This window comes from Chryseobacterium sp. C3 (assembly GCF_014218905.1).
Taxonomy (GTDB): domain Bacteria; phylum Bacteroidota; class Bacteroidia; order Flavobacteriales; family Weeksellaceae; genus Chryseobacterium; species Chryseobacterium mucoviscidosis.
Genome location: NZ_JACLCU010000001.1, coordinates 1 through 13,986 on the forward strand (window position 1 = coordinate 1; position 13,986 = coordinate 13,986).

The 13,986-nt window shown below is 38.4% G+C and carries 10 protein-coding genes; 3 read left to right on the plus strand and 7 right to left on the minus strand.

Annotated features, from left to right (window positions below):
* Positions 1-331, plus strand: a 331-nt coding sequence (locus tag H6W53_RS00005; protein WP_185204365.1) for an IS1 family transposase, incomplete at its 5' end; no start/stop codon positions are given.
* Between the two features lie 253 nt (positions 332-584).
* Positions 585-1,751 (plus strand): cytochrome-c peroxidase, encoded by a 1,167-nt coding sequence (locus tag H6W53_RS00010; RefSeq protein ID WP_317169719.1) that lies wholly within the window; start codon positions 585-587, stop codon positions 1,749-1,751.
* 73 nt (positions 1,752-1,824) lie between these two features.
* Here H6W53_RS00010 and H6W53_RS00015 read toward each other — a convergent pair whose 3' ends face one another.
* Positions 1,825-4,410 carry a fibronectin type III domain-containing protein gene (locus tag H6W53_RS00015; RefSeq protein WP_185204367.1) on the minus strand — a complete coding sequence of 862 codons (2,586 nt, stop codon included), beginning with the start codon at positions 4,408-4,410 and terminating at the stop codon, positions 1,825-1,827.
* A gap of 37 nt (positions 4,411-4,447) precedes the next feature.
* Positions 4,448-6,436: a T9SS type B sorting domain-containing protein gene (locus H6W53_RS00020; RefSeq protein WP_185204368.1), complete on the minus strand. Its 1,989-nt coding sequence runs from the start codon at positions 6,434-6,436 to the stop codon at positions 4,448-4,450.
* Between the two features lie 761 nt (positions 6,437-7,197).
* Here H6W53_RS00020 and H6W53_RS00025 point away from each other — a divergent pair.
* Positions 7,198-7,659 (plus strand): Lrp/AsnC family transcriptional regulator, encoded by a 462-nt coding sequence (locus tag H6W53_RS00025; RefSeq protein WP_087709790.1) that lies wholly within the window; start codon positions 7,198-7,200, stop codon positions 7,657-7,659.
* A 73-nt stretch (positions 7,660-7,732) separates the two neighbouring features.
* Here H6W53_RS00025 and H6W53_RS00030 read toward each other — a convergent pair whose 3' ends face one another.
* The 5 genes from H6W53_RS00030 to H6W53_RS00050 form a co-directional block, all read right to left on the minus strand.
* A complete protein-coding gene (locus H6W53_RS00030) occupies positions 7,733-8,770 on the minus strand; it encodes a heme-binding protein (RefSeq protein WP_185204369.1) in 1,038 nt (345 codons plus the stop codon).
* 36 nt (positions 8,771-8,806) lie between these two features.
* Positions 8,807-9,613 carry a hypothetical protein gene (locus H6W53_RS00035; protein ID WP_185204370.1) on the minus strand — a complete coding sequence of 269 codons (807 nt, stop codon included), beginning with the start codon at positions 9,611-9,613 and terminating at the stop codon, positions 8,807-8,809.
* Positions 9,614-9,682: 69 nt separating this feature from the next.
* Complete coding sequence (locus H6W53_RS00040; RefSeq protein WP_185204371.1) at positions 9,683-11,173, minus strand: ferritin-like domain-containing protein; 1,491 nt, start codon at positions 11,171-11,173, stop codon at positions 9,683-9,685.
* Positions 11,174-11,178: 5 nt separating this feature from the next.
* Positions 11,179-13,242: a GMC oxidoreductase gene (locus H6W53_RS00045; protein ID WP_185204372.1), complete on the minus strand. Its 2,064-nt coding sequence runs from the start codon at positions 13,240-13,242 to the stop codon at positions 11,179-11,181.
* Positions 13,239-13,682 (minus strand): hypothetical protein, encoded by a 444-nt coding sequence (locus tag H6W53_RS00050; protein ID WP_087709799.1) that lies wholly within the window; start codon positions 13,680-13,682, stop codon positions 13,239-13,241. The genes H6W53_RS00045 and H6W53_RS00050 overlap by 4 nt, the downstream gene beginning before the upstream one ends.
* Positions 13,683-13,986: the final 304 nt, after the last annotated feature.

Consider the following 13,986-nt stretch of genomic DNA (forward strand, 5'->3'; position numbering starts at 1 on the left):
TGATAGATTTGGAAAGCGCTACATCGATTTTGTTTGTGGGAAAAGAAATACTTCCACTTTCAAAAAGCTCTGGAACAATTTAAAAGACAGGGAAATTAATGGTTTTTGCAGTGACTATTGGAAAAGTTATTCAGAATTAATTCCTAAGGAGAAACATTGCGAATCAAAAGCGGAAACATTCACAGTTGAGAGCTATAATTCCAGAATAAGGCATTATTTAGCGAGATTCAAAAGGAAAACAAAATGTTACTCTAAAAAGCAGTTTATGCTGGAAAACTCTTTAAAGTTGCTTTTTCTAAAACTAAATAAACAATTATATATTTTAAAATAACAAATACAAAATTTTAAATGTTGAGTTTGTTTAAACTTTTTAAAATAAAAATAGTCTTATTGGAAAACGCAAACGCGCAGGATTTTTATTAGTCTCAAATCTTTGTACCTTAAGACAATACCGTATTTAATGAATATTTTTCGTCGTTGCTATGATTATTTCTATTAAGGTAAACAAGTTTGTTTTGTAGATGAATTTAAAGTATTCTAAAAAACAATTAAATATCCTATTTTTGCTAAAACTCCGGATAATCGTGAAGAATAGTTTAAGTTGGATTTTGATCTTATTTCTTTTGGTTTCAGTTTTGAACAATTGCTTAAGCAGTAAGGTTCAGAAAGAAATCAACCAGAAAAATGCTTTTTTGGATAATCTTAGAAAACTTTATTCTTCGGGCGATTCTTCACAATGGCCAAAACCTGTTCTTGATCCTGAATCTGCCCCGACTTTTGTGGAAATCGGACATTTGCCGGAGGTGGAATTTCCAAAAGATAATCCCTATTCTTCCGAAAAAGAACTCTTGGGAAAAACGCTTTTTTTCGATCCCAGACTTTCAAAATCCAATCAGATTGCGTGTGCTTCCTGTCACGATCCGGAATTGGGATGGGGCGACAGCAGAACGGTTTCTTTCGGGCACGACCGACAGCTCGGAACCCGAAATGCAATGACCATTCTGAATGCTGCTTTTGCAAAATCTCTATTTTGGGACGGAAGAGCAAAATCTCTGGAAGAACAGTCGCAGATGCCGATTCAGGATCAGAGAGAAATGAGTGAACATATTGATATTGCGGCAGGAAAAATTGCAAAAATAAAAGGCTATGAGATTTTATTCGAAAAAGCTTTTGGCGATAAAACTGTTACCAAAGACCGCATTTCCAAAGCCATTGCCACGTTTGAAAGAACGATAAAAAGTTCTCCAAGCAAGTTTGATGCGTTTATCGACGGAAAGCCGGAAGTATATACCAATGACGAATTGATGGGGCTTCATCTTTTCAGAACAAAAGCGCAGTGTATCAACTGCCACAATTCGGGATATTTTTCAAATAACCGTTTTGAAAATGTGGGAACTTCTTTACTTGGCGAAAAAGGAGAGGATCTTGGAAGGTATGCAGTGACAAAGGTTGCGGATGATGCAGGGAAATTCAGGGTTCCGGGTTTAAGAGAGGTTTCCAAAACTGCACCTTATTTGCACAACGGTTCTATGACAAGTTTAAAAGAAGTTATTGAATTTTACAGCAAGGGAAATCCTGAATATACCCAGAAAAGATCTACTATATATGAAGGAATTACTTTGCATTCTCAAAAATCGGGTATGGTGAGAATGCTTGAACTATCGGATGAAGAAATTTCACAGTTGGAAGCATTTTTAAGAACTTTATCCTCCAAAACGGAAAAAATAACACTGCCTGAACTTCCAAAATAAAACCTCCGGAAATTCCGAAGGTTCTGGAAGCAGATGCATTTTTACATACCTCTGCGAAAGTAAATATTAATAATTAATTTTTTATTGCTTTTACGGTATACTGAGAACCATCTTTCAATCGGATAATGAATAAGTATAATCCTGAATTTAATGTACTTACATTAATTTCTTTTGAAGGATTTTCAATAGTTTTAATAATTCTTCCCGAAACATCGCTGATGCTCACGGATTTTACTTTTTCAATATCTGAAATGCTCACAGTATCTTTGAAAGGATTCGGATATACTTTAACTGTATTTTTAGCCCCTGAAACTTCGCCTGTAGCCAAAACAGGGTTCTGTTTTACCTCAACATTGTCCAGTAAAACATCATCATAAAAATAACCGTTGCCGTTTACATTTTTATCTACCGTAAATCTCACCTGAATGGTTGTTCCGATGTAAGATGAAGGCAAAGGAATTCCTACAGGTCTCCATTGGTTGGAATTGGAGGTATCGCTCCATAGAGAAACCCATCCGCTTCCGCTATTTACTTCTACTGTAAGTTTGTTGTTATCATAGGTTGAAGGACTCACTGTAGTACTTGTAGAGGTAGAGTGGTTTTTAAACCATTCAAACGAAATATAAGGAGATGTTAATCCTGCTAAACTTATGTAAGGAGTAATCAGTTGTACCGTATTAACTCCCGCTCCGCTGTACGGAGAACTCGCGTCTACCCAAGCGTAAGTTCCTGCTGCTCTTCCGTTATTGGCAAGGTTGGCTCCATAATCGGCACTTCCTGAAAATTTCCATAAAAGATTCGCGGTTGTACTTCCCGGATTGGTATTCGTCCAGCAATTCGGTACAGTTGCATTATCAAAAGTCTGGGTAAATGGCGCAGATAATGTGGCGCATGCTGTTGTAACCGAAACAGGTCCCCACCAGGTACTTTTATCTGAACTGCTGCATGCAGATCTTATCCAGAAGTTGTATGTTGTAGCCGGAGCAAGTCCGTTGATGGTTGTTGAAGTTGCAGTACTGCTTCCTGAAGCTGTGGTTGCAGCAGTTGGTGCCGTGGTGTTTGTAGAATAATAATATTCATATCCTCCTGCCGGAGCAGAAGCCGGAGCCGTCCAGGAAATTCCTGCACTGTTTGCCAAAACATTAGACGAAGTTAATGCAGAAGGAGCAAAACATGACGGAAGAGGTTCCCAGTAGACATCATCGTAATAATAAGATTTTCCGTCTGCTGTATTTCTGATCGCTAGTCTTGCGTTGGAAGGAACAGAAGAAGGAACGATCACTGAATATTCGCTTGTTGAACCGTAGCTGGTGTTGCTGATGCTTAAAGTCTGTAACAATACAAATGTTGAGCTGTTTACCGGATCCGTAACGTATCCTACATTCAGCGTTCCTGTCGCTGTGCTTACTCTTGCTTTTAATCTTAACCAATGTGTTCCTGCATTGATATTGCTGAACTGAGGAAGAACAACGGTTGTTGGATTTTGAGTCGTTGAGCTGTACTGGTAAATATTTCTTACGCCCGAAGCCGGTGTTGTAGAGGTGATTGTCTGGCTTCCATTCGTATCAATAATTCTTGCCCAGCAATCCGGTACGATATTTCCTGTGGCATAAGACTCAAAATCTTCAAACATGGAAGTCATGGCTCCGCATAACGTCTTGAATGTACCTGAAAAAGACCACGCGCTCTGACTTGTTGCACCGCTGCAGTTTGCTCTTACCCAATAATAATAGGTGGTATTAGGATTTAAACCCGGAATTGTAGTTGAGGTTCCCGAAACTCCCGGAAGATTAGGCGTTGCTGCCGCAGCTGGAGGTGTATTGGTTGTGCTGTAATAAATATCATACGTGGTAGCCGTCGTTCCCGTTGCAGGTGTCCATGAAACTGCTGCGGAATTTGCCGTAAGAGTTCCTACCGCATTCAATGTAGGAGGCGCACAAGTGGAATAAGCATCTGCTGAAAAGGCAAAAATATTGGTATAACCCTGTGCGGTTGATGTTTTGGTAATTGTAATGCTTTGGATGGGCTTTGTCTGATTGGCTGCATCTAACGTCAGCAATGTCTGGTACAATCTCGGATTGGTTCCGCTCCCTGATTCCAGAGTGTCGTTTGTTCTGTTGATTCTTCCGAATCCCTGTATTGCGAATCCGGTTCCGTTATACCAGTCTGAAACCGCAACTCCCGTAAAGGTCTGGGAAGTGTTGTCGGTAAAATTAACGGTTACCGTAACGGTAGAAGCACCGCTTCCGCTGGTTGCGAGCATATATAATTTAAATGCTGCTGTCGGTGTTGAAAAAGTTATTGTTCCGGAATCGTTCTGGTTAGCCAGTTTCAGAGAATTGTTTGCACTGTAACTGGCTAATTTATAAGATAATCCCGGAGTTGTGGAAACTACACTGTTAACGATGCCGTCATTCGGTAAACCGTAAGTAAGGGGAGTACTGGAAGAGGTCAGCTGAAAATCTCTCGATACAAAAGCGAATGATACGCCGTCTACATCGGTTGAGGTAGTTACTGCGGAAGATCCGACTCCGTTTGCAATAACATCGGAATTAAGCCCCGAAGAAATAAGCATTGGCTGGAAATTTTGAGCTGCTGCTGTAGAAGCTGCCAAGACAGCTCCCGTATACATCGCTCTTGAAAGTAATTTTAAATTCATGCTAAAAAATTATAAGGTATTATTTGTTTGAAATTGTTTAGTCACGGTTTTTTACAAGAATCCATCCCGAATATTTTACAGGAGTATTTTTCTTATCATTTTCATTCCATGATACGGAGTACCAGTAGTTTCCGGTAGATATTTTTCTTCCGTTTGCGGTTCCGTCCCATTTGTATTTATTGGATTTGTCGGCTTTATGAATCTGCGCACCATATCTGTCAAAAATATTGAAAACAAGATTTTGTTTTCCGGCGAGTGCAGAATAATCAATAAAATCATTCACACCATCTCCGTTGGGAGTTATTACGTTGATGAGATTAGGAACCAATATATTTACAGTAATAGGATCGCAGTCATAAGCATCTTTTACAAAAATTTTAATGTCGCCTCTCGGTATATTTTTAAACTCGTTAGAATCCTGCCATTTGATTCCGTCTAATGAATACTGATAAGGAATCGTTCCGCCGATTGCATGAACCGTAACTTCATTATTATTATTAATATCAATACTGGAAATCACGGGCTGTTCCGATGCATATACTTTTACTTCCTGCAATGCCACGCACTGTCCTGTTTTAAGTTTTACCCAATATGTTCCCACGCCTACATTACTGATGGACTGGGTAGTTGCTCCAGTACTCCATAAATAGCCTGTAAATCCGGGTCCTGCATCCAAGTTTGTTTTATCTTCCATGCAAATAATTTTATCTTCCAGAACATTGGAAAATACAGGCGGAATGACTTCAAGAGTAACCTTTGCGATGTCATAACAGCCGAAAGAATTGCTTACTCTGATGAATACAACTCCGTTTGGCGCAATATAATTTACAGGATCTGAAATTTCATTGGTCTGATTTTCAGCGTCGGTTAACGACGGATAGTAATTTTTAACAACACCCGATGTACTGATTACCGAAGCGGTTGTTAAATTGAATAACCCTGTTGCCGGATTGTTTTCCAGAAAGCAGGTTCTTAAAGATGCATCGTTGGTGGTAACGGTAGGAGCAACTTTTAAAGTAATCGTAGCATCGTTGTTATCGCAAAGAACCTGTGAAGGATCTTTAATTATCACCGATACATTGGTATCTGCACTGTATTGAAAATTGGTAGGATTGGTGATAGGAGAGCCACCTGTATAATAGGCAAAAGTATAGTTATTCGGATTGGTAGTAAGCTGAGAATTTAAAGAAGTTAAATCCACGGTTGCCATTCCGGTAACATCCGGACATATATTTTTTGTAATGGCTCCCTGTAATAAAGGGATTTTGTCTACATACACCTTTACATTTTTAATGGAATGTCTGGATCTGTTTCCTCCTGTGGAAGCCGAAAAACCAAAATATCCGACTGTCATTGCAGCAGCAGTTCCGGAAGGAGCAAAAGACTGGTTACAGATGAGGTTTCCGTTGATGGTAATTTTCACAATCCAGTTTGCCGGAGCTGCCGGATCTACCTGTGCGGTCACTTCTACGTGTTTGTAAGCCGTTCCCTGAAACGGAAGCGTGGTATTCATATCCGGAGAATGAAAAGAGCTTCCCGGAACATTGAAAAACTCAACATTGTTGGTGTCTGTTGTGTTGACGATCTGTCCGTAACCAACGTGAACTTTGCTCATTACCGCAGTGGTGGTATTGTTATAGGTATCAAATCCTACCACAAATCCTATCGCGTTCAATGAAACACCAAGACCTGAACCCAGTACACTTGCACTAGGAGGATTGGCAAGATACCAGAAAGCAATACCGTCTCCGTTTGAGTTCTGATTAGAATCCATTCTGAAATCGAATTCTATCCTCCATTTATCGCAGTATTTCAGGTTAATAGGTTGATTTAATCTGATAGAGCCTGATTGATGATTAATATCTTGAGTTAACTGGATGAAATCTGTATTTACAGAAGTCGGAGCTACCATTGTCCATCCGGTAGTATTAACCGGATTTCCTGTAAGTTGATAAGTCTGTGAAAAGAGAAGATTAGAGAAAGAAGATAAAATAGTAAATAACAAAAAAGAATAGCTTTGTTTCATGCGTTAAAAGTTTATATAATCTGTGAATAATCATTACAGAGATAACCTTATTTCATTTTTGTGTACAGTTTCCGAAGATGATTTTAATGTCTGATTAAAAATCAATAGAAAATAAAATTATAATTTTCGCATAAATGTATGTATAATGGATATGTTTTTGATATTTTTAAGATAAATAAGTAAATTAATCTTTAATTTTATTTATAAAAAGTGAAAATTTCTTTAATGTTAATGAAAATTAATTATTCATAGAATAATATTCTTTTTAATGGTTTATTTTTAGTCTTTTTTAGGTATCGTAATGGTTTTGATAATCTTCGTATACCACAGTGGAGGGCTATACAATACCTGAAATTTATTAAAAGAGCAAAAAAAACAGTTGCACAACCTGTGCAACTGTAGTCCCTAAGATTATTTAAACTAAAAATGTGTATTTTTAATTGAAATATTTTTTTTAATATTATCAGATAAATGTATATTTATTGATTTAAACTGTAAAAAGTAAGGGTTACAAAACAAGACCACCCCATAATTAGAGTGATCTTGCTATAAAATATTCCCTTTTACTTGTATGTCTTTGTAATTATATTTTGTAACAGCATCTTCATTCTTGGTGTTTTAGTTTTAGTAAAAATAGAGATTAAGAATAAAACAATAATCAATGTCATATAATTAAGTAAAATAAACTTTAAAATTGTCATTATGTAGAATATAATTCTTTATATTTGGAGAAATAATAACCTCTAAAAGAATAATATTCTATGGAACATCTTGATAGTAAAGATTTACAGTTACTCAGATTACTCCAAAGTGATGCAAAACTAACCGTAAAAGAACTGGCAAAAGAAGTTAATCTTTCTCCTTCTCCTGTTTTTGAACGGGTAAAGCGACTGGAACAGGAAGGGTATGTAAAAAAATATGCCGCCGTTTTGGATGCTGAAAAACTTAATTTGGGATTCACTGTATATTGCCAGTTAAAACTAAAAAGCAACGACAGTTATCTGGCGGTAGAATTTGAAAGAGAAATTATGGAAATCGAAGAAGTGGCAGAATGTTACAGTATTTCCGGAGATTTTGACTTTCTGCTTAAAGTATACGTGAAAGATATGAAGCAATACCAGAATTTTGTTTTTAATATTCTCGGAGCCGTTCCGTCCATCGGAAGCACGCACAGTACTTTTGTGATGGCTCAGGTGAAAAACACCCATGGATTAACCATTTAATTCTTAAGCTGTTTCACCGTAAAATAAAACCTCCGGATTTCTCCGGAGGTTTTTTTTTATGGAATGACAAAATTTAAATTTCGCTTGGAGTAAGTCCTGCCGTAGGATCAAAAGCTTCATTTTCGTCCATGCTTCTGAACTGCATCTCTGTTTCCGGTCTTTTTCTCATCGTATTAACCGTTACGTGAGGCCAGTTAATAGGCTGTGCAGAACCTGTTGCCGGAAAAACAAGATTGATGGTTTGCGAATACTGAAGAATCTGATCTGCGTTTCCATCGCTGTCCGTAATATCTTCGATCCAGAAAGTCGCATCCATTTTGGTTGCATTTACATTCGTCTGGATGAAAGGAATATTTAAAATTCCGCCATTCGCGTCCGGAGTGCTTGTAGACATCTCGATTACCGTCATGTTGGTTACTCCTCCTGTAGAACCTACCAGACTTTCCAGAGTAGACTGAAGAAAAGCGTTTGGATTTACCTGATTAAATTCCGCAAACTGAGGATTTCCAATGATGGGATCCGAATATCCCAGTTGAGTAATTGGTCCTCCGTTCAGCATCGTAGGAATAGACGAAGCAGGATCGAAAAAGCCAGTTCCCGGATTTTCTGCATCGAAAGAACTTCCTAAAGCTAATAAAGAATTTCCGTGAGGAATAGTAGACATTCTTGCAATCGTATAACCTCCGTTCGGCTGTCCTATATTTAAAAACAAACCTGTTTCTACGTGTATGGTAGAACCTTTCGGAAAACCTTTGTCGTTACAAAAGCTTGTTTCGCATGCACTTACGATCTGCTGTTCGTACAATAACCCGAAAATGAGCTGTTCAACCTGTTGTCCTTTTACAACGGGACCTCTGTTTCCTGCCTGTACGACAACAGGATTAAAAGTTAGTGTTTCTGTATAAGGAATGACCTCAAAAACAAAGCCCGTATCCTGTCCCGGTACGGAAATGGTGTTCCAACCCGAAGAAGCCTCACTTCCCGGAATCTGTACATTTTCCCAGACACCTACAAGAGGAGCCAGAGCTCCCAAATCTGATGATGCAACTTTGTGTAACGGGAGAACCTGTGCTCCCAAAGTTAAGCCTCTTACTTTACTTTCTAAATTCATAATAATGGGTTTTTATGGTTAAAGTTTTTAATTTCATTAAATATAATATGCTCTTGTCTGAATGGCTGCCGGAGCCGACATGCTGGTTCTTACCGCGAAAGCTGGAGTATTTCCGATAAGGATTTCCATATCTTTTTTCATCGGATGTTCGGAGTTTCCGTATTCCATGCTTACACGTTTGCTGCTTTCTTCGGCATTTAAGAAATATAAATTGGTAGGCTGTAGAATATTCCAACGGCAGCCAATCAGTTTTCCTTCATTCTGTCCGTATTCTGTGATGGGCGAAAAAGCCGACATTTCAGGAATAAGATCTGCGACATCTGCTTTACAAGTGAAAATAGTTTCTTCGCTGTTTTCAGGATCGTTGCAGGTTACTGTCCATGTATTTTGTCCCGTAACGTTAAGGGAAGGAATATTGATGGTAAAAGTTGTTTTGAATTTCGGCTCTCCGAACAGTTCTATTCCGGCTTGTATCGCCATATCTGCATCGCAGGGAACATGAACGCGTTTATGTCCCATTAATTTTGTCTGTTCTTCCCCTCTCAGATATTCTTCTGCAGTAACAAAAGCAACCGTATCTTTTTGAGATTCAGGATAACAGACAATATTCAATTCTATTTCCTGAGTTGTGCTTGCTCCGTTGGGAAACTGTCCTGTATAGTTCTGAAAATTAAAACTCACAATGGCTTTTCCGTCAAAATTCGAAGCGGTAAGTCCTGTATTTTCAAGGTATTTTAAAACTTTTTCGCGGTCAACAAGAAAGGCAATTTCGAAATTAAAAAGTGTCGCGTAATAGAAGGGAAGTCCGAATCCTTTCGGAATTGGAGGTAATTGATTGCTCATGGTAAATTAGTTGTTAAAGTTTTATTGTAAAGCCCATTAATTAAAAAAAACGGGCTTTAGTTTTATTTTTTAGTTAGAAGGATACTCAAAAGTTGGTCCTGCATTGTATTGGGAAGTCAATGGCTGACTCATCAATCCGATTGCCTGCTCTTTTAATGCATACATATACATGATGGATTTTGCCAGTTCTTCAGAATGTCCTTCTACGGCAGCCTGAATTGCATCCAATAACTTTTTATACGTAATATTAAATTGTTTTCCCTGTTCGAATAACTGCGGATTCGACTGGTAATCTGACATTTTAGGATTCGGTTTCATCGGATACGCTGCGTTCCAGTCAACAGGAAGCGGTTTTCCAACCGGTGGAGTGGTTACAGGCATCATTCCGTTTTCGTCGGTGAACGGTCTGTAATCTCCCCCTAAATAAAAATGTTCATGGAAAATTTCCTTAAATCTGAAATAATGAGCCAGTTCCGCACCTTCCTCAAACTGTGAAGGATCTACATCGAAAATAGAATCATCCGCGCCTTCTCCTTGTCCTTTAATTTCCTGAAAAACAAGAATAACACCTTCTAATGCATCAACAGGATACAGTTTTCCCCCGCTTCCGTAGTATTGTTCAGGACGGATCTGTTTTGCGGGATCTCCAGTAAAAATTCCGCCTTTATTTAATTCTTCAAAAGTCTGCGGTAGTTTTCCGTTTGCTTTATAATAGGCAATAATCTGGAACACCACAATGTAAAAGAACACCACATCATAATATTCTCCAATCGTATGAACATTTTTCATGATAAAATCCTTCATGTTTTCCAGAGTCCAGAAATTATCCTCCTGAACTGCACTTTTTGAAAACATTGCTTCCGGTTGTGCATCGTAATCGTACTTCGGTGCTTTTACCAAAGGATTACTTGGGCTTTCGATAGCAATAAATGTGGCAATACTGTTGGATGAGAATGTTTCCAGACCTACGTAGAAATCCACATTCAATGGCAGTTTCATCGGGTAATTAGGATAATTCTGCGGTCTGTTTACCGAAGGCTGAATGCTTACTGCGTTCATGACGTTGCAAACCATAATCATGTGAAGCATTTCTTCAACCGCTACACTTCGGATGATCTGTGAAGGAAGGATATTCGTTCCGTCTTTAATAGAATATAAAGCCGTTAAATACGGAGGGATTGTAGAATGCTCGATTAAAATCGCAGTCTGAAGCAAATCCTGTAAAATCGGACGGTAATCCAGATTCTCTAATCCTTTTTTTACCTGAAACGCCTTTTCTCCGGAAAAATCTGCGGTCGGATTAATTTCCGGAACTTCGCCGTCAAACTGCGATCTCAGATATTCGTTAAACGCATCAATCTGGTTGTTAAGCAAAAGATTGGTTACGTTTTTACTGTGGTATTTTATTCCTTCAATCCAGTTTTCTTTACTGTTTGTGTTGTCAAATAATAACGACTGCAAAGAAATGGCTTCGTCTACGATGGTATTTTTTTCTGAAGAACTTCTTAGAAGACTGCTGTTTTCCTGAGGTTCTGTTTTATTGATTAGTCTTTGTCTCATGTTTTCTATTTTAATATGTTTTCCAGATCTTTCAGAATAGATTCTACGGAACGGATGGTGAATGCGGATAAGGTAAGAGTAGGGTTGGAAGTTCCCAAAGTCGTCATATTTCCGGCTCCTACAATGTATAGATTCGGATGATCCCACGATTTGCAATAGCTGTTTGTGACAGAATCGTCCGGATTGTCGCCCATTCTGTGGGTTCCTACAATATGTCCGGCTCCGTTATAAGAATATCTTACATTATTGTATACAAAAGTATTATTGTCTGTCGCATTGTATTTGGTGAAATCTTCAATACCCAGTCTTGCAAACATTTGGTCTGAAGCTAATTTTGCCTGTTCCATTGCTCTCATTTCGTATTCTGTAAGTCCGTAATTAATAACAGGACGCGGAATTCCCAATACATCCAGATATTGGTCGTTAATAGTTACACGGTTATCAGGATTCGGAAGCTGCTCTATTTCAAAATGGAAAAGCACCTGTCTGGAAAGTCTGTGCGTTAATGCGTCTTTCAGTTCTTCTCCGAAAAGCCCGTCATTTAAAAACTCTGAAAGGTCTGATCCCGGAGAAAAAGCCGGCCAGCTCCATCCCCAGTTGTCAAGAGGAGAGATCCAGGCAGAAAATTCGCTTCTGAAATTTCCATCTCGGAAAGACGAAATATTGGTGGTGGAACCGGGACCTCTGTAAGAATAAACAGGATCCGGAAATAATCCCCAAGTAAGCATTACCATATGATCCATCAGGTTTCTTCCCACCTGATCGCTTCTGTTGGCAACCGTTTTTTCAACATTTTGTCCGTTTTCGAAAACAGTGTATTTTGAATTTAAAAGAATTTTCGGGTTTTCAAAAGCATTGGCAGCAAGAATAACGATTGTTTCGTTCGTATCGATAACCTCTTCTACAAACTCTGTTTTCTCTCTTGAAATATATCTTCGGATGTGAACTTTAGAGATTTTTTCCTGATCTGCCACATCTACACTCAGTTTGTACACCACGCTTTGTGCCTGAACCTGAATATTATGATTTCTCTGAAGATTCTGGTTTTTATTAACTTTATACAAGGCTTTTTTCAGCGTTTTCAGAGCGTTGTATTTTGCCTGAACCGGACAGATCGGAACGCAGGATGCATTTCCTTCACAGCGTTCTCCCATATAAGGATTCCATACGGCTCCTAAAGCTTTGTATTCTTCGCTTTCAATATTTTTTAAAGTTAAAGTATATCCCGATTCTGATGCTTCAGCTTTCACTATTTTGGATGTTCCGTAAGCAATATTCGGGGTAGAATTTCTTCCCTGCGGAGACGGAACAAGCATTATCGGATATTTTTCAAAGTTAAGCTGAACCGAAGTTCCTGCCAATCCGTTAATAATCTGATGATCCATATAACTCTGCGGAATTTCTTCCATCGGAAAAACATAATTTTTACCATAATATTCTTCCATACTTTCCTTAATAGGATATTCCTGCGCTGCAACGTTTCCGGAAACACCGATCTCAAATTCAGCCATTTCATAATAAGGCTTTAATGTCTCGTAATCAATCGGCCAGTCCATCGCTCTGCCGTATTGTTCCTTCAGTCTGAAATCGTTCGGAAGCATTCTTGGGGTAGTTCCGAGCCAGTGAAGTGTGGTTCCGCCTCCTACACGAATGGCATCACTTGCAAAAGGCATAGGACCAAACTGTACCAGATAACCTTTTTTATCCGGAAACGGCGGAACAATCGGTTCTATATCCAGAACATTCGGAGAGGGAGCCTGTTTCAGATTCGGATAGGGGGAATTCGGAACTTTGGCTTCTTCTATGTAAAACTTACGGATGTAATCGTTGTAAGTAACCATTGAAGTGGCAGAATCGAGTTCTATTCCGGCTTCAAGCCCCGCTTCATACATTAGAATCGATAGTTCTTTATACGTTTTGGAGTCGTCCGTTTCGGAAAGGTGGATCATTTTTTTTGCATCGGCATCAAAAACGTGGTCTGTTAAAAGTTTGGCAATCAAAGATCCGGCGATTCCTGTTCCTACGATGATTACATCTTTCTTTTGCTGAGGTTTTTCTGTCTGATTCATGAGTTGCTGTTTACAGGTTTTGTTTCCCAAGATTTAAAGCCCGGCTGTTTTGCTCCCGGCGGATGCGCATGCATTACCGTCCATACAAGACCTTCTTTGTAAGATCTGTCGTTTACATAAGCGCCTTCCCAGGTTCCCATGTACCAAAGTGTTATTACACTCTGGGCGATTTCTTGAGTTGCGGGATTGGCAATAATTTCTGCAGTAATTGCAATTTTCAGCTGATCCTGACTTGCCGAATTTTCCAGAACATTTTTAGAAATATTCAGAAATTCAATAAAAGTGGCAGTTTCAATCTGGTTGAGAATGTACTTGTAATAAATCTCGGCTAAGCCTGTAGATTGGAGCTCGTTCACGGAAAATCCGGTGAGGGATTCTGAAATCGCCATGAACACGTCGTAATAGTAATCGTCGACGTTGAGGATTTTGTTGATAATCATCTCGTTGAATTATGGTTAAAGTTTTAGTTTTTATGCTTAGATAATTTTATTTATCAGGTAAATTGGGTTATCTAATTTTCGTCTATAAAGTTATATATTTTTCACATTGATTAGAATAAATGTTGTTTATTTAGAATCTTTCAAAAGTAAATGTTTTGTTTTGATAATTGTTTTAAAATAATCGTTTTTATTCGGCATAATTTATTAATATCATTTTCTCTTAACTATTTATTAAAATTGAGATCTTCTGAATTAAAACAATAGCAATATCTTTGTAAAATAAATTAGAATTACCATAAAATAT

What these genes read in the sequence shown, in the direction of transcription:
- H6W53_RS00015 (WP_185204367.1), bottom strand. Translation starts at nt 4,410, where the DNA reads ATGAATTTAAAATTACTTTCAAGAGCGATGTATACGGGAGCTGTCTTG.
- H6W53_RS00020 (WP_185204368.1), bottom strand. Translation starts at nt 6,436, where the DNA reads ATGAAACAAAGCTATTCTTTTTTGTTATTTACTATTTTATCTTCTTTC.
- H6W53_RS00025 (WP_087709790.1), top strand. Translation starts at nt 7,198, where the DNA reads ATGGAACATCTTGATAGTAAAGATTTACAGTTACTCAGATTACTCCAA.
- H6W53_RS00030 (WP_185204369.1), bottom strand. Translation starts at nt 8,770, where the DNA reads ATGAATTTAGAAAGTAAAGTAAGAGGCTTAACTTTGGGAGCACAGGTT.
- H6W53_RS00035 (WP_185204370.1), bottom strand. Translation starts at nt 9,613, where the DNA reads ATGAGCAATCAATTACCTCCAATTCCGAAAGGATTCGGACTTCCCTTC.
- H6W53_RS00040 (WP_185204371.1), bottom strand. Translation starts at nt 11,173, where the DNA reads ATGAGACAAAGACTAATCAATAAAACAGAACCTCAGGAAAACAGCAGT.
- H6W53_RS00045 (WP_185204372.1), bottom strand. Translation starts at nt 13,242, where the DNA reads ATGAATCAGACAGAAAAACCTCAGCAAAAGAAAGATGTAATCATCGTA.
- H6W53_RS00050 (WP_087709799.1), bottom strand. Translation starts at nt 13,682, where the DNA reads ATGATTATCAACAAAATCCTCAACGTCGACGATTACTATTACGACGTG.